This window comes from Alkalinema sp. FACHB-956 (genome assembly GCF_014697025.1).
GTDB lineage: Bacteria > Cyanobacteriota > Cyanobacteriia > Leptolyngbyales > Leptolyngbyaceae > Alkalinema.
Map to the genome: position 1 here is coordinate 60709 of NZ_JACJRC010000014.1, position 18937 is coordinate 79645.

At 49.5% G+C, this 18937-nt stretch carries 16 protein-coding genes and 1 tRNA gene; 11 read left to right on the forward strand and 6 right to left on the reverse strand.

Translation table 11 applies throughout. The features are described from left to right. Window positions 1-40 precede the first annotated feature (40 nt). Both H6G21_RS15420 and H6G21_RS15425 read left to right on the forward strand, forming a co-directional pair. Complete coding sequence (locus H6G21_RS15420) at window positions 41-238, forward strand: hypothetical protein (protein WP_190574396.1); 198 nt, start codon at window positions 41-43, stop codon at window positions 236-238. Window positions 239-564: 326 nt separating this feature from the next. Beyond that, window positions 565-1971, forward strand: a complete 1407-nt coding sequence (locus H6G21_RS15425) for a PrsW family glutamic-type intramembrane protease (RefSeq protein ID WP_190574317.1) — start codon at window positions 565-567, stop codon at window positions 1969-1971. Window positions 1972-2337: 366 nt separating this feature from the next. On the opposite strand, the gene H6G21_RS15430 is transcribed toward H6G21_RS15425, so the two are convergent. Beyond that, a complete protein-coding gene (locus H6G21_RS15430; RefSeq protein WP_190574318.1) occupies window positions 2338-2979 on the reverse strand; it encodes a hypothetical protein in 642 nt (213 codons plus the stop codon). Between the two features lie 456 nt (window positions 2980-3435). Between H6G21_RS15430 and H6G21_RS15435 the strand changes: the two genes are divergently transcribed. The 3 genes from H6G21_RS15435 to psb29 all read left to right on the forward strand — a co-directional run bounded on the left by H6G21_RS15435 (window position 3436) and on the right by psb29 (window position 5438). Then, window positions 3436-3906, forward strand: coding sequence for a tetratricopeptide repeat protein (locus H6G21_RS15435; protein WP_190574319.1), 471 nt, complete (start codon window positions 3436-3438; stop codon window positions 3904-3906). Window positions 3907-4278: 372 nt separating this feature from the next. After that, window positions 4279-4587 carry a glutaredoxin 3 gene (gene grxC, locus H6G21_RS15440; RefSeq protein WP_190574320.1) on the forward strand — a complete coding sequence of 103 codons (309 nt, stop codon included), beginning with the start codon at window positions 4279-4281 and terminating at the stop codon, window positions 4585-4587. Between the two features lie 128 nt (window positions 4588-4715). After that, on the forward strand, window positions 4716-5438 hold the full coding sequence (psb29, locus tag H6G21_RS15445) for a photosystem II biogenesis protein Psp29 (protein WP_190574321.1): 723 nt from the start codon (window positions 4716-4718) through the stop codon (window positions 5436-5438). A gap of 227 nt (window positions 5439-5665) precedes the next feature. Here psb29 and H6G21_RS15450 read toward each other — a convergent pair. Together H6G21_RS15450 and H6G21_RS15455 are read right to left on the reverse strand one after the other, a co-directional pair. Continuing rightward, window positions 5666-5738 (reverse strand) — tRNA-Arg (locus H6G21_RS15450). Between the two features lie 50 nt (window positions 5739-5788). After that, complete coding sequence (locus H6G21_RS15455) at window positions 5789-6988, reverse strand: M23 family metallopeptidase (RefSeq protein ID WP_190574322.1); 1200 nt, start codon at window positions 6986-6988, stop codon at window positions 5789-5791. A 613-nt stretch (window positions 6989-7601) separates the two neighbouring features. Between H6G21_RS15455 and H6G21_RS15460 the strand changes: the two genes are divergently transcribed. Then, complete coding sequence (locus tag H6G21_RS15460) at window positions 7602-8654, forward strand: tetratricopeptide repeat protein (RefSeq protein WP_242041852.1); 1053 nt, start codon at window positions 7602-7604, stop codon at window positions 8652-8654. Window positions 8655-8764: 110 nt separating this feature from the next. Here the strand turns inward: H6G21_RS15460 and H6G21_RS15465 are convergent, their stop codons facing one another. Next, window positions 8765-9877, reverse strand: coding sequence for a hypothetical protein (locus H6G21_RS15465; RefSeq protein ID WP_190574324.1), 1113 nt, complete (start codon window positions 9875-9877; stop codon window positions 8765-8767). Window positions 9878-10229: 352 nt separating this feature from the next. Between H6G21_RS15465 and H6G21_RS15470 the strand changes: the two genes are divergently transcribed. Beyond that, complete coding sequence (locus tag H6G21_RS15470; protein ID WP_190574325.1) at window positions 10230-11750, forward strand: pitrilysin family protein; 1521 nt, start codon at window positions 10230-10232, stop codon at window positions 11748-11750. Between the two features lie 57 nt (window positions 11751-11807). Here H6G21_RS15470 and H6G21_RS15475 read toward each other — a convergent pair whose 3' ends face one another. Together H6G21_RS15475 and H6G21_RS15480 are read right to left on the reverse strand one after the other, a co-directional pair. Beyond that, a complete protein-coding gene (locus tag H6G21_RS15475; RefSeq protein WP_190574326.1) occupies window positions 11808-12494 on the reverse strand; it encodes a hypothetical protein in 687 nt (228 codons plus the stop codon). Between the two features lie 144 nt (window positions 12495-12638). Beyond that, entirely contained in the window at window positions 12639-13814 is a 1176-nt protein-coding gene (locus tag H6G21_RS15480) for an L-dopachrome tautomerase-related protein (protein ID WP_190574327.1), read from the reverse strand. Window positions 13815-14061: 247 nt separating this feature from the next. Here H6G21_RS15480 and H6G21_RS15485 point away from each other — a divergent pair, with 247 nt between their 5' ends. The 4 genes from H6G21_RS15485 to ilvD all read left to right on the forward strand — a co-directional run bounded on the left by H6G21_RS15485 (window position 14062) and on the right by ilvD (window position 18849). Further along, window positions 14062-14661 carry a hypothetical protein gene (locus H6G21_RS15485; RefSeq protein WP_190574328.1) on the forward strand — a complete coding sequence of 200 codons (600 nt, stop codon included), beginning with the start codon at window positions 14062-14064 and terminating at the stop codon, window positions 14659-14661. A 58-nt stretch (window positions 14662-14719) separates the two neighbouring features. Continuing rightward, complete coding sequence (locus H6G21_RS15490; RefSeq protein ID WP_190574329.1) at window positions 14720-15943, forward strand: PD-(D/E)XK nuclease family protein; 1224 nt, start codon at window positions 14720-14722, stop codon at window positions 15941-15943. Between the two features lie 168 nt (window positions 15944-16111). Further along, entirely contained in the window at window positions 16112-16930 is an 819-nt protein-coding gene (locus tag H6G21_RS15495) for a hypothetical protein (RefSeq protein ID WP_190574330.1), read from the forward strand. A 218-nt stretch (window positions 16931-17148) separates the two neighbouring features. Next, complete coding sequence (ilvD, locus tag H6G21_RS15500) at window positions 17149-18849, forward strand: dihydroxy-acid dehydratase (RefSeq protein WP_190574331.1); 1701 nt, start codon at window positions 17149-17151, stop codon at window positions 18847-18849. Window positions 18850-18937: the final 88 nt, after the last annotated feature.

Consider the following 18937-nt stretch of genomic DNA (forward strand, 5'->3'; position numbering starts at 1 on the left):
TGTAATTTGTAAAGTGATTTATTTAGAAGCGAGTTTCCCTGTGCTAACGCCTAAGAGTGGTCTATTTCTGGCAATTTCCTGTGTTGCGGCGATCGCGGCGGTAGGGTGCGTTTTTGAATTGTCTTCTGGGATACCCCAGTGGGGCCAAGCGGCCACGACTGCGATCCTGATTGGCAGTCTTCCTGTCACCGTAATTGCTTTTCTGGCTGCGGTTAAGGACGCTCGGGCCAATTTCTAATGTTTGAGCTCAGTTTATCCAATCCCTCCATTGGATAAAATCAATTGGATAAAATTGCTCAATTTCACTCAATTTCATAGGTTTTAATAGGTTCTACCCTAGATTGCGCCCAGTTCACCGGAAAGACTGGGCATTTTTCTCTGATAGTCAGCCGCAATGGTTGAAGAACGATTCCAGATTAAGGGGAAAGATCCCTCATAAATATGGGAGCAGGAACTTATAAAATGTGTTCAAGACATTTAACCCAAGCTCCCTATGGTATCCGGTGATGCAGAGCATGTTTTCTCATCATCTTTCCAGTTACCCAGGGCTTTTCTGGAGCACCCATGACTGGCGATGACCATCTCCCACTCCCATTGCTCAGGCAGATGCATGCCACTGGTGCCCACCAGGAACGCCAACCTCTCTATCCCATTGATTCTGCTGAGTCCATTACGATCGGTCGGGATCCAAGGTGTCAAATTGTAATTGATTCCTCTCTGTATGGAACCGTCTCGCGGTACCATGCGGAAATTCGGCCCACCGCTGCTGAGCCTGGCGTGGTGCCGAGTTGGTGGATTTGTGATCTCAACAGTTCCAATGGAACCTATGTCAACGGCCACCGTGTTGTGGGCTGCCAAACTCTACATCCTGGAGATCGCATTATCCTAGGGCAGCAGGGGCCAGAATTTCGATTTGAATATCCTGCTACTCAACTATCGGAGCCCGTCTCCCATCGAGGATCCGTTCACCCAGCAGCTAATTTGCCCGTTGCCGCGATCGAAGCTCCGTCCAGTCCCAACTCCGGTGCCTCCCTCAAGAGTAATGCTGTCACGCTAACCCAGCTCTTCCCAATTTTCTCTACAGGGCTAGAAATTACTCAAAAAGCCTATGTCTTGCCCGCCTTAGTCACGATCGCAGCGGTTGTCACCCTGTTTGTCACCGTGGGCCGACCCCTGGCCTTCAACTTTGTGTTGGCCAATTATTTAGCTTTTGCAGCCTATTTTGTCGTCTATCGGCTCTGTGGCAAAACCAAATCCTGGGTGATTTTATTTGGCACGGCTGTATTGACGATCGGGATTCTGCGAAGCCCAATTCTGCCATTGTTCACCGTCATTTTCCGGAACATCTTACCGGGACAGGTACCAGCAGCGGGAGAATCCATTGGCTTCTTCAGTTTGTTAACCCGTATGTTCTTTGGGGCGGGGTTAATGGAAGAGTTGATTAAGGCCCTTCCCCTGATCCTGCTGTGTCTGATTGGCTATCCCCGATCGAACAGTTGGCGCGATCGTTTTGGCATTCGAGAACCCTTGGATGGCATTTTGCTGGGGGCGGCCTCGGCGATCGGATTTACGCTCCTTGAAACCCTTGGGCAATATGTTCCTGCGATCGTTGAATACACTGCCACGCAAGCCAATGGTGATATCAGTCAGCTTCAAGGGTTACACCTACTGATTCCCCGGCTTTTGGGTTCCATTTCTGGCCATGTGGCCTACAGTGGATATCTGGGATATGCGATCGGTCTCAGTATCCTCAAACCCGATCGGGCCTGGTTAACTTTAGGGATTGGGTATCTCACCGCCGCAGGGCTACATGCGCTATGGAATACCTTGGGAACGGTGAATCCCTTGGGCCTTGTACTGGTGGGTCTACTGTCCTACGCTTGGTTAGGAGCCGCCATTCTGAAGGCCCGCGCTCTGTCTCCTACCCGTTCAAACAACTTTGCAACTCGTTTAAAAGCACCTTCGGAATAAGAGATCCCGCTGAGTAATATCTCTTATTCCCAAATCAATTTTTAAGTAGTGGAATGATTCCGCTGAACTGTCCAATGAACTGTCCAATTGGCTGGATGGCTGGATAGCTTGGAATTAATCAGTTGGAATTAATCAGTTGAAATTAATCAGTTGGAGTCAATCAGTTGCTGATACACGATTCGAGTGACTCGATCGTAGCAACTTACGATGCTGCTGCCATGCATTGACAGAGATGATGTATTTACGATGACAAATCATCTACGTCCAAGCGAGCCAAGCCTTAAAGACAAGACCTGTAATGAAACCTTGACGATCAAGATTGTGACAAAGAATTCGGAACTCCGTTGGTCAACAAGCTGGAAATGATTAGTCCTGTTCTTGCTGGGCAAGATTGAGAGCATATTTCGCGATCGCGAGTGTCAACTTGGCTTGATCAATCTCGGAGAGAGCTTGCCAATCCTGGGGAAAGTCGTACTTGGGTTCTTCGCCACGCATCGCATAGGCAACAGGCCGAGCAAAAACGTACAAATCTTCCTCTGACCAAAGGGGGAGACTCGTTTGCACACATTGCACTAGCTGACCTGCAAAATCACTGGAACTGCTAACGAACGCCTCTGCCTGTTGGGTGATGACCTCTGCCCGTTGAGCGATCGCGACTAGAATGCTTTTAGGCACCATCGCAAACTTACGGGTCAATTTGGCTTGGAGTGAAGTGTCCCATAGGTGGTCAAGGGTTGTGAAAAAGGTCTCTGCTCGTTCAGTAATTTCTTGATCGTCCAGCCCATGCAAAAGATGATTGGATTCTATTTCAGCAAAGAATTCCGGTGATTGGTCTGGATTCCAGGGATAGGCAATTTTATGACTCGGCTCTTCCTGAATGGTAACCTCGACATCCTCAATGGTTTGCTGAACAGAAGTACCTTCGGACTGAAGCAATAAATTGAGTAAATCTTGCTCAGCTTGAGTGCGAACTTTGCTAATACGAGAATGATTTGCACCGCTTACCATAACCATAACTCCCTTGTGGACTGCTGGATTGAAATTTGCTACCGATACCTACAGATACCTCGTTACAGATTCCGTAACAACAACCAAATTTTGTTTTCCTTCGTTTTGACCGTCATTCTACTGGCTCATCCGATCGGATGGTAGCCCGATACAAGCCTCCATTTTCTACGTGTATCTACGGTGATTTACGTAATGTCACGGTCTAATTAGTTGGCAAATTCCGTGTTTATACTGAGTGTCTTTGCTCTAAATTTGCCTAATTCTAGATTAACCTTGGTCAGTATACCGTTCAGAATCAACGGTTACTAAATCCCTCCCAGGAATTCTCGTCAACTGTGGTGGGAACTTAAGCAATCTGCAAATCTTCATCTCTAAAGTTTGTGTTTTCTAAACAGTTATTAATAACTGAACTGATTTTTTGATTGATTGAATTCCTAATTCTGGTGTGTTCCAACTATGGATAGTGCTTACATTGATTCTCTTCTGCAAAACTTGAAACATGAAGAAGAAACCGTAAGAGAATCTGCGACGCAAGAGTTGTGGCGAATTTGGTTTGAGCAGAAAGGTATGATTGGCTATCAAGCGTTGCAGCGTGCTCAGGTGCTGCTCCAAGCGGGTGAGTTCAATCAAGCGGAGAATATTTTGACGCAGTTGATTACTAACATGCCCGATTTCGCAGAAGCTTGGAATCGCCGAGCAGTTTTGTACTTTACGCAACAACGGTATTACCAAGCAATTTCAGACTGTCAGCAAGTAATTCAGTTAAATTCCAGCCATTTTGGTGCGCTCCATGGCTTGGGACTCTGTTATGTTGCGTTGGAAGACTATAGAAGAGCGATCCATGCTTTTCAGCAAGCCCTGACGGTTCATCCCTATTCCCTAGAAAATCAGCGAATGCTCTTGGAATGTACGGTTAAATTAACCTAATCCCCACCAGCGGTGAATCCCTTGCAGCATCTTTCGTGGATGCTGATGATTGCGAATAGATGTGCTGTAGATCAGCACGTTAAGCCAACGGTTCAGTATTGATTTTGCTATTTATGCGAAATTGTCTAAACATTAATGGCTGTGACGTGAATGATATTGAATTGGGACTCAATTTAGCCTGCTAGCCGATTACGAGGTTGATGATTTAGCGGTTCATCCCCCGATCGCTCACAGTAGATCCCTCAATTTCAAAAACTACATATACTGCATTCTAGGTAGTGTTGCATTGCCATGGAGCGTGTGCAGTATCGCGTACAGTTATAGAGAGACATTCCAAGGTTTCAGTACAAGATTTCAGCATAAAAGTTTAATATGCTATTCAATTTCTTGACCGGCCAGACCTCTGACCAAGTTCGCGCGATCGTAGAAATGTACACCTGGCAAACCTGCCCCTACTGCATTCGGGCTAAATTATTGCTGCGGTGGAAAGGGGTTCCTTTTACCGAATATAAAATTGATGGGGATGGGGCTGCCCGCGTCAAAATGGCCGAGCGAGCTGATGGGCGGCGTACAGTCCCTCAAATTTTCATTAATGGCCAAGGAATCGGCGGCTGTGACGATCTGTATGCCTTAGATCGATCGGGGCAGTTGGATCAGTTGCTCCAAGCGACAGCAGAATAGAGGTCAACATAAAATCAACGATCGTGGGGGATCAGCGAATTACGTTTGATCCCCATCCCCGGAAATTTCCCTTGGCAAAACTCCCCCCAAAGCGACACAATGGGGAATGTTGCCCACATGAAGTTACCGTGAATACTGTCCGTACCGTTTCCGATGCCAAGCGCACGTTTTATAGTCTCCACACCCGTCCGGTGAATTCAATTTACCGTCGTATTGTGGAAGAACTGATGGTGGAAATGCATCTTCTGACCGTCAACGTTGAGTTTCACTATGATCCCATCTATGCGCTCGGTGTGGTAACGTCCTTCGATCGGTTCATGCAAGGTTATCGACCCGAACAGGATGTGGACTCGATTTTCACTGCCATTTGTAAAGCGGTCGATGGAAATCCCCAACAATATCGCCAGGACGCCGATCGCTTGATCAATGCATTGGGGGGCACTTCCTGGGATGGCTTGGTTGGCTTAACAGAAGGTGGAGAAGCCCTCGCCTCCCTGCAACAGATTGCTTCCCACTCGAAATTTAAATACAGTCGTCTCTTTGCGATCGGGCTGTATACCCTACTTGAAAAACTGGATGCTGAAGCTATCAAAGATAGCGAGAAACTACAAGCAGCCTTGACAAAGTTGGGCACTAGCTTAAATGTGGTAGCAGACAAGTTACAAAAAGACTTGGAACTCTACCGTAGCAACCTAGAGAAAGTGAGCCAAGCTCAAGCAGCTATGGCCGAGTTCGTAGAAGCCGAACGCAAGAAGCGGGAACAACGGGAACAGGAAAAAGCAGCCAAGGCCAGTGGAGCGGCTGAAGTGTCCCAGGACTCAGGATCCGAAACCTCTTCCCAGGAATCCTAGGGCCTCTCCAACAACCTAGAAACAAACAACCTAGAAACTGGATTGTTTACTGGATTGTTTTGTTGACTGGATTGTTTAAGGGTCTCATTGTCTGTATTGGATGCATCACAGTTTGGATACGCCCCACCGCTTAGGCGGCTGGGGTCTTCCATGAGTTCAACAAAATGAATTGAGAGCCAAAATAAAAGCGTCCGAAATTCAAGTTTTCAGACGCTTTTTTATATAAACGAGCATGGCAGGATTCGAACCTGCGACCCTCAGAACCGGAATCTGATGCTCTATCCCCTGAGCTACATGCCCTTGACGTTTTTCAACGCACTTGTTAATTATAGCACAGCTTTGCCAAAAAATTAGAGATAGTAGGCAGGATCGATCGGTTCTCCGTTTTGACGCACTTCAAAATGGAGGTGCGGCCCCGTTGAAAGCCCAGTCGAGCCGACGATCGCGATCGGTTCCCCCTTTTGGACTACTTGTCCCTCTTGGGGATAAAACCCCTGGGTGTGGGCATAGAGGCTTGTAATGCCATTGCCATGGTTAATAATCACCGTATTGCCATAGCCTCCGTACCATCCGGCATAGATCACCACCCCGGCTGCGGCTGCGCGAATCACAGTTCCCTCATCGGCTCCAAAATCAATGCCTGCATGGAATTTTTCGTAGCCCAAAATGGGATGTATCCGCCAGCCAAAATAGCTGGTAATGGGTGCATCGATGGGATAACTCATCTGACCATTGCCCCGCACAATAATTCCGCCGAAGTCCTTGCCCTGGTACTGGCGAATGTAGCGGGTGATGGCCTCAGAATCCCGATCGAGTTGGCCAATTGCCGCTTCGAGTGCCCGTCGATCGTTCTTCAGGCGAGTAATCATCTGCTTTTGGTAGTCTGCTTGCGCTTGGGTTTCATTCTTTTGCGCCAACAGTTGCTGCGTTACGACGGCAATTTGATTTTTCTGGGCCTCCACTTGGTTGCGCCGCTGTTCCAGTTGATCCGTTTGTTGCTTAAGAGCTACCAGGGCCTTGCGATCGGCCTCATAGAGCCGTTTCAGACGATAACGCTGACTCAGAAAATCGCTGATCGTCTGACTTTGCAACAGAATCGCCAAACCTTGGCGATGGGGCTGCCGTTGCAGAAATTGCAGCCGTGCCACGATCGCCTGCTGGCGAGCACGATACTGCTCCTCCACCTGCGCCAACTCGGATTCCAAATTTTTGAGGGTCCCCTGCAATTGCTCAAGATTCGCCTGGGTCGCCTGCAATTTTTGCGTTGTTACCTTCAGTTTTTGATTTAGCCCGGAGAGATCCTTCTGGGTAATGCCTTCAAGGGTTTTAATTTGGTCATGCCGCTGTTGGATTTGCTGGCGCTGCTGTTCCACTTGCTGGCGCTGCTGTTGTAGTGTATCGATCTCTGTCTGGGCATTTTGGGCCATGGCCGGTGTACCAGACAGCCCGATCGCCCACCAAAGCATCCACAACCCACACAATAGTTGGATGCCTCCACGCACAATTGCCTGACCGTGGATCTTTGTCTGAACTCCCAGGAACTTCACCATGACGCAGACCCCATTGACGGGCGTTCCCCAAACGGAACCCACCCAACTGTAACAGCAAGCACTATTATCCCCAGGTTGCTGAATTTAGCAAATTTAATTTAGCGCAGTTTCTGATCAGGCAATTATTCTTAGCGCAGTCCCTGGAAGCCCCCCGTGTGAGCCTCCGATCGTTGACGGCCTCTGCAATGGTGCAATTCTGCAAGATTGTCATCGGGGGGAAACCTAAGTAATTCCTGAGTAATTCTCTACGCACCCCAAAAGAAATGCGCTACATTGATCGTAGTTCTACGATCGTGGGACTACGGTCGTGAATTCGACGATCGAGGTATTAACCGTTTAAGATGCACTTATTAGAATGTACTTAAGAGAATGCACTTAGGTCGATCTTAGGGTGGCACCTGGGTTAGCATTCAACCATTAAGTGAGTATTCAGCCATTGCGTCGACACGTGAGCATTCAGCCATTGCGTCGGCACGTGAGCATTGAGTCAGCACTAAGCCAGTCAGGGATCAAGCAAATATCTTTAGATGGAGTTCTCAAGAACCCTTCCTAAGGAAGATGCTAGTTAGTAACTAAATGTTCCAAACTGCTGAAGAATTTTTCAGATTTTGTCATGCTTGACACGGGTCGTGTTCCACTGACAGGTCAGTCTCTCACGTGGTTTCGTCAGGGATTAGATTGTGTGGCTGCCGGTGACTTTGATAAGGCAGTGGCCCATTTTAATCAGGTGATTCGAGTTCGCTCTGACTATTGGGAAGCCTGGTATGAGCGAGGTTTAGCACTTGAGGAAGTGGGGTGTTTTGCCGAAGCTATTCGCAGCTATGAGCAAGCCCTGACCTATGAACCCTCCCAGGATGCCAGGGTGGAAATTTGGCTGCATCGGGGGAATGCGTTCCAATACGGGTTAGGGGACTATGACTCGGCACTCGCTTGCTACGATCGGGTGATCCAGCAGCGGCCTACCTACGCTTCGGCTTGGCACCATCGAGGAAATGCCTTGCTCTATGGGGCGAAAAAGCCGGAAGTGGCCCTGAGCAGTTATCAAGCGGCGATCGATCTGGATCCGAATAATGCGGTCACTTGGCGCAATCGAGGAAATGCCTGGGTCGAACTGAAGGATTTTGCGCAGGCGATCGAGAGTTATGACTTTGCCTTGGAGTTGCATCCAGATGATCCCCTGACCCGCCAAGCCAGAACCCTGGCGGTGCAGCAATGTGGTTTGACGGTGCGACCTCCCACCACCAAGCCGGTGTGGTATGGGGCCGGCTATACCGAAGAAACCTTGGTGGACGGTGAAGAAACAACATTTGAAGAATATTTGGTGCCCCCTGCTTTGGAGGTGCCACTGTTACAGCCTCGGCTGGTTGTGGAAGATGAGCAAGGGGAGTGGGAAATTGCTCTAACCCAGGACTATTACACGATCGGTCGGGATCTCAAGAACGAAATTTGCCTGAGATCGCAGTATGCATCACGCTTCCATGCAGTGCTGCATCGAATCGAACGCCCCGGTGGCCAAACTGGTTATCAAATTACCGATGGGGGCTTAGAGGGAAAACCCAGTACGAACGGCATTTTAGTCAACGGTCGGAGAATTTCTGGGGCCCACCTTCAGAATGGTGACACGATTATTTTTGGCCCTAAAACTCGGGCGATCTATCGATCGTAACCCTGGATTGCCCAGCTCAGACCCTGAAAAATCCCTCCACACAATGCGTAGAGGGATTTTTTGCGGTACCTAGCGTTCGTCCATGGAACTTGCAATGAGACTGGCCTGAATTAGCCAGGACACACCGCACGACCGTCCCCATTGCGGACGATCGTGCCTTCCTTGCCATCAAAGTAGACGGGTAATTGCGCTCCGTCCGATCTCAGAACATACAACTTCGGTTTTTCCGTCAAACATTGCTGAATCCGGCCTGCCCAGGCTTGGAGAGACTGGCTCTGCTGTTGTTCCAGTTGTTGCAATTCTTCGATCGTCATTCGTAGGCGACGGCGAGCCAACGGTGCGGTATTGGCTGGAATTTGCGGCATGACATTGGGGGCCTCCTGTAACAACGAAAGTCCCGGTTCGGAAAAATAGTCGGCTCGCCCAACCACAGGACTGCAATCGGTACTTTGGAAGCGGCTACAGGGGATGTTGATCTCCGGCGGCACTGTTTTCAGGAATTTCATCAGCACCATCAGCCGGGGAGAGAGGTTCGCTGCCGATGCGGTGACGCCCGTTTGATCCGTAATCGGGGTAGAACTGGTGATCGTGCGATCGACGGTTTGACCCAATTGAACTGGAAATTCAAAGTTGCCGGGGAGGAGGGGTTTGGAGGGCAACGCAACGCGCGGTGGCAATTCTGTAATCGGCGGAATCCCCTGGGTGCTGACTTCAACTTTGACGGGGCCGCTAACTTCAACCTTAGCAACATTCTCTGTAGAGGCATCCCCCGTGGTAGCCACGATCGTTGAAGTTGGGCTGGCGGCTTCTGGTACCGCGAGGATCCCACTGGACACTGGGGATACCGGGTTGGGTAAGGTTTCGGGGGAGGCAACGGGGGCGATCGCGGTTTGAGCCGTTTCCAGGGCCGTCGCCGCGAGAGGTTGCTGACTCGATTCCGCCGATGCTGGTACAGAGGGGGACATCTGCCAAGCGTCGCTGGAACTGGTCTGCTGGGATGAAGCTGCGATCGCTGGGGAAGCCGTGGTTTCCGGCGTGGCAATGGCAACCACTTTTGCTGGGATCGGTTCGCTCGATCGTAAGGGATTGGCTTCAGTGCTGGGAGGGGTCGCTTCCGAGGGAAGGTGGGCCGCTTGGGCCGCTTGGGGGAGTTCACAGGTGGCCAAGAGCGACAACGTGCAAACAGTGGCAGTATTGAAAGGCCGAAGGGATGAACGTTTCATAGGTGATAAAGCAAACAGATGGAATCAGGCATGGGCCAGATTGCACTCGGAACTCACTGCACGATGGAATCAAACCCAGTGCCGTAATGTATTCCCTCTACTAGTTTTTCTTCATTTCACCGGAAAATCTCAGACGTTTAATCGGAAGTTCAGGAAAATTACGGAATTCTGTGGGTGCTTCAGTCGGTAGGTGCTTCAGTCGGTGGGTGCTTCAGTCGGTGGGTGCTGATCGGTTGGCACTTCTGGAGTAACCCAGGTCCTAGGAGAATGCCGACGGAATTAAAACGGAAGAATGGAGATTCAATTATTAAGATGGTAAGAGATCTCGGATACGCAGAGGGTACGATCGGCTATGAGTCAGTTCCAGCCAGAGTTTGAACGTAGGACAAAACAGCGCATTGCGAAAATAGTGACGCTGATGTTCTGCTTTGTGGTAGTGCCGTTAATCCTGGTACTGCTAGCCATGCGGCCTGCGGTGGCGGATGGGCCGAAACACTATACAGACTTGCAATTTGGCCCCTTGCCAGAGGTACGAGTTCCTGACTATCAACGCTTTGTGCTGAAAAATGGCTTGGTGGTCTACTTAATGGAAGATCACGAATTGCCGTTGGTCAGTGGCTCGTTATTTGTGCGGACGGGCGATCGGGAGGAACCGGTGAGTCAGGTCGGGTTGGCGGATATTACCGCAGCAGTTCTACGATCGGGCGGCACTCAAGTCCATCCACCGGATCAGTTGAACCAAATTCTGGAACAAAAGGCCGCAGCGATCGAAGCGGGCATTGCGGTCAATTCTGGCTCGGTGACGTTCAGTGCCCTCAGTGAGGATTTACCCCAGGTTTTCGATCTCTTTGCGGAAGTGGTTCAGCAGCCTGCCTTTCCCCAGGACAAGATCGATTTAACGAAGTTTCAACTGCGCGGCGGTATTGCACGGCGGAACGATCAACCGGGGGGGATTGCCTCCCGCGAATTCCGCAAACTGGTCTATGGCAATGAGAGTCCCTACGCCCGGACAGTGGAGTACGCCACCCTCGATCGCATTGGGCAAACGGATATCAAGCAGTTTTACAGCCGCTATTTCACCCCCGATCGCATGATTCTTGGCATCGTGGGAGATTTTAATCCAGGGGTAATGCGGCAAAAAATTGAGAACGCCTTTGGTCGCTGGAATCCCTCTCCAAACAAAGCGACCTCAACAACGATCTCAGTGACGCAACAGAAGCAAGGGGAAGTCTATTTTGCCAATCAACCTAGTATCAGTCAAAGCTACATTCAAATGGGCCATTTAGGGGGGATTGTCAAAGACCCTGACTACCCCGCGTTGTCTGTCATGAATGAGGTGCTGAACGGCTTTGGGGGACGGATGTTTAACGAGGTGCGATCGCGCCAAGGGCTAGCCTATTCGGTCTATGCGGCTTGGAGTCCTCAGTTTGATTATCCTGGCCTGTTTGTCGCGGGGGGAGAAACCAAGTCCGCTTCTACGGTGCCCTTTATCAAAGCGGCGATCGCGGAAATTGAACGGATTCGCAAAGCGCCCATCACCGCAGAGGAATTACAACGGGCTAAGGATTCGGTCTTGAATTCCTTTATTTTCAATTTCCAAGATCCCGCCCAAACTCTGTCTCGCTTACTGCGCTATGAATACTTTGGCTATCCCAAGGATTACATTTTCCAGTACCGTAAAGGGGTCGAAGCAACCACGATTCAAGATGTGCAGCGGGCGGCCCAAAAACATTTACAGCCCGATCGCTTAATCACGATGGTGGTGGGAAATCAAGCAGAAATTAATCCACCCTTAACGGCTCTGAAAAAGCCTGTGAAAACGGTGGATATTACAATTCCAGCCCCCGCTAAACCTGCTATACCTCAAACATAATCAGCAAATCAATCAGCAGATCAGAAGGGCATCGATATGATGCCCTTCTGATTATTTCTACCACTTGATCAAGTTTTGTAGTTGACCATCGCGGCGTTGCATATCTAGCATTTGCACCCGTGTTTTGTTGTTGTCGCGGTTCATGTCCACATCCGCATCAATCCGCTTGCGAGCTGTTTCGTTGTTAGTATTATTGATTTGAATATCGGTTCGGTTGTTGTCTGCGTTCATTTCAGACGCCTTTTGGGACTTGAACATATCCGCCATGGCAGCGTTGTTAGAATCGCAATCGGTCATTTTACCCACCACAACCGTTGAGGAACTCTTATCGCTGAAGGAAGAGGAAGTTCCTTTATTCAAGTTGCTGAAAGCGCTCTTGTTGCTGAAGCCGTTGGATTGGCTAGATTTAGAGGACTGATTTTTCTCAGAGCTGCCGCTGCCGTTGGCCCCGATGCCGAAGATGCTGAATCCGCCACCGCCACCGGCTTTGCTGCTGGATTGGCTAGCGCTGCTGCTGCTGGAATTGCCGGACGATGCACTGTTACCGGACTTAGACAAATCCCAGGTGCGATCGCTCTTATTGACGTTGTTTTGAACGTTATTTCCCAGAGCCACATCGCCCGTGCTGCATTGCACCTTACCCACCATTTGGCTCGCTAAGTCATCGGCTTTGGCAGTGGGAACGAAGGCAGCAAACAGGGTAGAAGCGATTACCAGAGAAGAGGTCAGTTGTGCAAGTTTCATTGTCAGGTCTCCTTGAAATGTCTAGGTTAATGGGAGGAATTTCGTTGAGGGGTTAACCTCTGACATTTACCGGATAGGGGAGACCTGTGGGGTTTATGCAGGCGGAGCGAAAAATTTTTGGAGATTGTTTCCTACAAGGGAGGCTCAACGGCCAACAATCCCTGGGGCTAAGGGTTTCAGCCGCAGGATGAGGTAAGGGGGCTGGAGGGTGGATTGGCCTGCATTGAGGGCGGCGGTGCGGTGCAGTTGGTTGGCTACGGTATATAGATAGCCGTCGGGGCCAAAACTAAAGGCATCAATCCAGGAGAGTTCCGGGGACTGAGCGATCGTTTGATAGGTGCGATCGGGCCGAATCACTCCAATGGCGTTACGCTCGAAGTCACTGATATAGATGTTGCCTGCTTGGTCGATCGAAATGCCATCACAGTTAGGCTTAGCGGCGTAGTCCTGAACGGCCCGTGCCAGTTGGTCTGGGGTGAGGGCTTCATTGCGCAGATCGGCGGTACGGATGCGGTACAAACGTTTGCCACTCATGGGGCCGTAGTAGAGCCATTCGTTTTTGCCATCGAGGGCGATCGGGTTAATGGCGATGCGCGGTTTCACCAATTGGCCATTGGGTTGTTTGATTTGGATGGGTTGGCCTTCGACGGCCAGTTCCACGGCTTCGGGGCTGACGCTGGGGTGGCCGGAGAGTAGGCGGCGGGTGTGACCTGTTTTGAGGTTCACCACTAGGATCGCCGGAGCAGCATTGCCCATGGCAGTTTCGGCAATGTAGGCCAGTTGCCGATCGCTGTCGATCGCGAGGTCGTTCAGAAAGGTGCGATCGCTGGCCAGGGGTTTGGGGATGGGGAGGATGCGATCGAGTTGATTGGTTTTCGTATTCCAGCCGACCAGTTGGGGCGGGGCTCCCGTTCTGCCCCCGTTATCCAGCATCCAGACAATCCCCTGGAGATCCGATTGGATGCCCAACACTTCATCCAAACCTTTGTTACTGTCTGCTTTACGGCCAGAGGCCCAAGTCGCATTGGGAAAGGGCACCAGTTGTTGGCGTTGGGGGAGCCATTCCATGACGCGGTATGGGGGGCTGGCAAACTGATGCATACTGACGAGGATGCGACCGCTAGGCGTCACGGTGAGGTTGCCGGGAAGTTCCTGCAATTTGGCCACCACTTGTACGGCTTTAGGTAAAGCGGATTGGGAGGACGATCGTTGAGTCGGTGGTTGGGAGATCGTGGGTTGTGTTGGATGGAGGGGCAATTGGGCAGCCGTCAAGCTACTCAGAAGTGCAATGCGGAAGAGGATGCGGTGGGAATCTGACATAATCAATACCCAAACGGGGACGTTCTTCTATAACCTACTACAAATTTTGCTACCAACATTTTTTGCAAATTATTTCATTTTCTCAATGCGGATGCTTTCTAGAGAGAACTGCTGACCTGAAAAATGAAGAAGCTATAATAGATTTGAGGATACAAATCAGATAAAAATTACATTGTCTCAATTGATAAGACGTATTAGTTGTTGAATGCGAAATAGTAAAATAAAAGATAAACTGAGATAATTCAGCATGGCTTACAGTGATTTTAAAACCTTGGAGCAGGCGATCGAACGACTTGAGCTAACCGTAATCGATCAACCCCATCTTTTCCAGAACGTTCCTCCAGTGGCACCGTCGGCGCGACTTCAGGAAACTCTAGATGAGACTTTGGATTTAGCTTCTAGCATCAGTACAGAGAAGGCACGATCGGAATTGCTTATCACGCCAATTTTGCTAGAAATTCGTCGGATGTTTCTTGACCATATCAGTCTGTTTTCTGGGAATACGTTTAACGTCGAGGACACCAAAGGACTAACGGGAGCGTTTGACTTCCTGATGAGTGCCTCACGCAATCAATCAATCATTACGGCTCCGGTTCTAACGTTAGTAGAAGCCAAGGATAATGATTTACGGATTGGCTTAGGACAATGCGTTGCACAAATGTATGCGGCGAGTTTATTTAACGATCGTCATGGCCAGCCCGGTCAGACCATTTATGGTGCAGTTTCGACTGGGACGAACTGGAAGTTTCTCAAACTCAGTGGCTCAACGATCGAAATTGATCTAACTGAATACTTTATCTTGCAATTGCCAAAAATTTTAGGAATCCTGTCATTACCATTCAGGTAAGACTAGGGTATTCTAAATATGGAGTAGTTACATGAATTAAAGATCAAACAATCAGCTAATGATCAATCCTAAAGATTATTCTCTATTAGAAGATCTAGTGATCCACAATCCAGATCTGGATTTACTGGAATCTAAATTATCTAGCTTTAATATTTTTGAAGCAGTTGGTATGACTCGACAGGAGATCAGGCATTCCTATTTCCTTGCTTTTTTACTCAATCCATCAGAATCCCATTATTTTGGAGATCTTTTTCTTAAACGATTTTTGATTACAACACTGCGCAGTCTGGACAACCCTCCCATTAGCGCGATCGCCATTAATGTTGCGAATCTAGAAGATGCAGAAGTCAAGCGAGAATACAAAAATATCGACATTCTGATTTATTCGCCTAATGAAAAGATTGTAGTCGCGATCGAGAATAAAGTAGATTCAGGTGAACATGATAATCAGTTGAATCGTTACCAGACTATCATCCAGCATGATTTCCCTAACTATCGAACAGTGTTCATTTACTTGACAAAAGAAGGAAATGCTCCATCTAATCAAGCTTGGTACCCTGTTAGCTACGAGCTGATTGCGCAATGTATTGATGGCCTCTGTGAGCAATATGCGGCCAAGATTAATGATGATGTTCGCCGACTGATGACCCATTACAGTAATTTACTGAAGAGACATATTATGAGCGATTCCGAAATAGCACAACTCTGTCGTAAAATCTACAAGCAACATCGCCAAGCACTCGATTTAATTTACGAGCATCGTCCTGACTTTCAATCAGAAATCTCTGACTTCTTGCAGCAGATGATTGAAGATAATCAAGAGCATAACATTGTGAAAGATGACTCCGTTAAAAAGATGATTCGATTTGCGCTGCAAGAGTGGGATGAGTTAGATTTTCAAAAAACTTGTCAAGGATGGACAAGCAGCGGTCGTATGATACTTTTTCAGTTTTGGAATGTGCCAGATTATCTTGGTCTAGGCTTATGTATTGGCCCCGGTGATGAACATCTCAAGAGAAGTATTTATGACCTGATTAAACAACTTGAGATTCGTGGAATTAAAAAGAGCAAAATCAAAGCCTCTGGATGGAATGAGCTATTTGCCGTGCAAATTCTCGGGGCATCAGATTACGAAGATGGTGACTTAGAGGAAATACAAAGAAAGATTTCTGACTTCTTCCAAAATTTTCTCAAAACAGACCTGCAAACGATACGCCAGATTAACCTGAAATCCATTCATCCACAAGTTGATCGAATCTACCTGCAAAATCTTCCTTCCTAGCTTGGAGCACTCAGACCCAAGCGAAGTGTTTTAGAAAACCATCCATGCTGCATTATGAGTGAGTTTAGTGATTGCTACTATTGAGTCAATGCAACGGTTGAAGATGTTGTCAAATTAGCGAAGAAAATTCGTCGCTACAGCTTGATTTTGCCAATCATTGGACGTTATGTGCCCTTTCTGATAGAAGGGGCGAATGATGCAGGACAATGCATTAATTTAGCAGTAGAGCAGAACTCAGGCGTATTGCTCCATTATTTCTATGGCTCAGATCATGGCATTTGGCTCCGGTTTTATGAAGCTTCCCAAGAATGCTGCACGATCGCATTCAACAATGATTGCGCTGATGAGAATGACTGGGATTTGATTACCCGTGAATTATTGCGGTTAGGATTGCTAGATCAGAATGCCGTGGAAGCGTTGCAATCCCTACGGTCTGAGGCATTTCCAGTAAATTATACGAATTTACCAAACCTACGGCAGCAACTGGGCCAAATTCTGGGTGTGGAATTCCTGGAATGGTTTGGATGTGCAGATTTATCCTTTCATAGTCCCAAGGCGATCGCGAAGCAATTTCCAGACGCTAAATTCGTGCTCAAAAGTTTGCGCGGCAAAGCGGAGAATGCTGTGCAACCTGAGCCTAATGAGTGGTGCCCCGAACCAGATTTTCCCACTTTTATGTATCTTCCTGTGCCCGATGGTGTGGTCGATGAGGCACTTCTGGAGCGCCATGTTCAGCATTGGCTCGAAACCAACGATTGGGATGAGACCCGTCAAGTGGGATTTTGGCTCTATTCCGGCTACCAGCGTGCCTTACCGAGTCGGATGCGGTATTTAGCTGAGCGCATTATGAATTTACAATTGGTATTTGGGCAGGAAGGTTATGAGCGAGAACTACGCCGCACTATTCGCGGCATTCTGGCCGTCACCGATCGCTCCTTCGATTGGCAGCCTTACCTCGATCGCAGGGCTGGAGAGATCAGGCTGTGATCACCGTTAGACTCTACTGATTTGAGGACTATTTGAGGAAACTTTACAGGTCACCGGAGCATTATCCTGCATGATCTCCCTGCTGGCCCGATCGCTCCAGTTCTTTCTTCCGACCAAGCCAAAGAACTCCAGGGAAAATACCTGAGGGCACCAGCAGAAGTCTTACAATAACAGACTGTAGTTTTTACAACACTTTGCCGCCATTGGGGGAGAGAACCATGTCAGACAAGCTCAGAAGTAGTGCCATTACCGAAGGGGTGCAGCGATCGCCCAACCGCGCCATGCTCCGGGCCGTTGGCTTCCAAGACGGTGATTTCAAGAAGCCGATCGTCGGGGTCGCCAGTGCCCACAGCACCATCACCCCCTGCAACATGGGGATCGCTCCCCTAGCGGCCAAGGCGGAGGCTGGGATTCGGGCGGCGGGCGGCATGCCGCAAATCTTCGGAACCATTACGGTGAGCGATGGCATCTCCATGGGCACCGAAGGGATGAAATACTCCCTCGTCTCCCGCGATGTGATTGCAGATTCGATCGAAACCGCTTGTAATGCCCAAAGCATGGACGGCATCCTGGCGATCGGCGGATGTGATAAAAATATGCCCGGAGCGATGATTGCCATGGCTCGAATGAACATTCCCGCAGTGTTTGTCTACGGCGGTACGATTAAGCCCGGTCACTTGGAAAACGAAGACCTGACCGTGGTGAGTGCCTTTGAAGCGGTGGGTCAGTACAGCGCTGGCCGCATTGATGAAGTGCGTTTAACCGCCGTCGAGCGCAACGCCTGCCCTGGTGCGGGTTCCTGCGGAGGGATGTATACCGCAAACACCATGTCCTCCGCCTTTGAAGCCATGGGCATGAGCTTGATGTATTCCTCCACGATGGCAGCGGAAGATCCCGAAAAAGCGGTGAACACCGAAGCAGCGGGCAAAGTGTTGGTGGAAGCCATTAAGAATAATCTCTGCCCCCGCGACATCATCACCCGCGAATCGATCGAAAATGCCATCTCCGTGATCATGGCTGTGGGTGGTTCAACCAACGCCGTGCTGCACTTTTTGGCGATCGCCCATACCGCTGGCGTGCCTTTAACGATCGATGACTTTGAAACCATTCGTCAGCGCGTGCCTGTTCTGTGCGACCTGAAGCCCTCTGGTCGTTATGTTGCTACCGACTTACACAAGGCGGGTGGCATTCCCCAGGTGATGAAAATGCTGTTGAACCATGGGTTACTCCACGGTGATTGCATGACGATCACGGGTGAAACGATCGCCGAGCGGCTTAAGGATATCCCCGACGAACCCACCCCCCATGAACCGATCGCGGGTCATCCGGTGATTCGGCCTTGGGATAACCCGATGTACAAGCAAGGTCACTTGGCCATCCTCAAGGGCAACCTGGCTCCAGAAGGCTCCGTGGCGAAAATCAGCGGCGTGAAAAATCCGATTATTACTGGCCCTGCGCGGGTCTTTGAATCGGAGGAAGAATGCCTGGATGCGATTCTCGCGGGCAAGATTAATGCGGGTGATGTCATTGTCATCCGTTATGAAGGCCCCAAGGGTGGCCCTGGGATGCGGGAAATGTTGGCTCCCACTTCAGCGATTATTGGGGCTGGGTTGGGCGATTCCGTGGGTTTGATTACCGATGGGCGCTTCTCCGGTGGTACCTACGGGATGGTGGTTGGTCACGTTGCACCGGAAGCCTTTGTGGGTGGCCCGATCGGTTTAGTGGAAGAGGGCGATTCGATTACGATCGATGCGCACCAACGACTGCTGCAATTGAATGTGTCGGAGGATGTGTTGGCCCAGCGCAAGGCGAACTGGCAACCCCGCGCACCGCGTTACACCAAGGGCGTGTTGGCGAAGTATGCCAAGTTGGTGTCTTCCAGCCACTTGGGAGCTGTGACCGATATGGGTTTGGGTTAGTCCTGACTCGCGATCGATTCAATCGATCGGTTGACTGACGGTTTATTCATCATGAGGTAGGTTGAGATTCACGATCGGAAACTTTCTG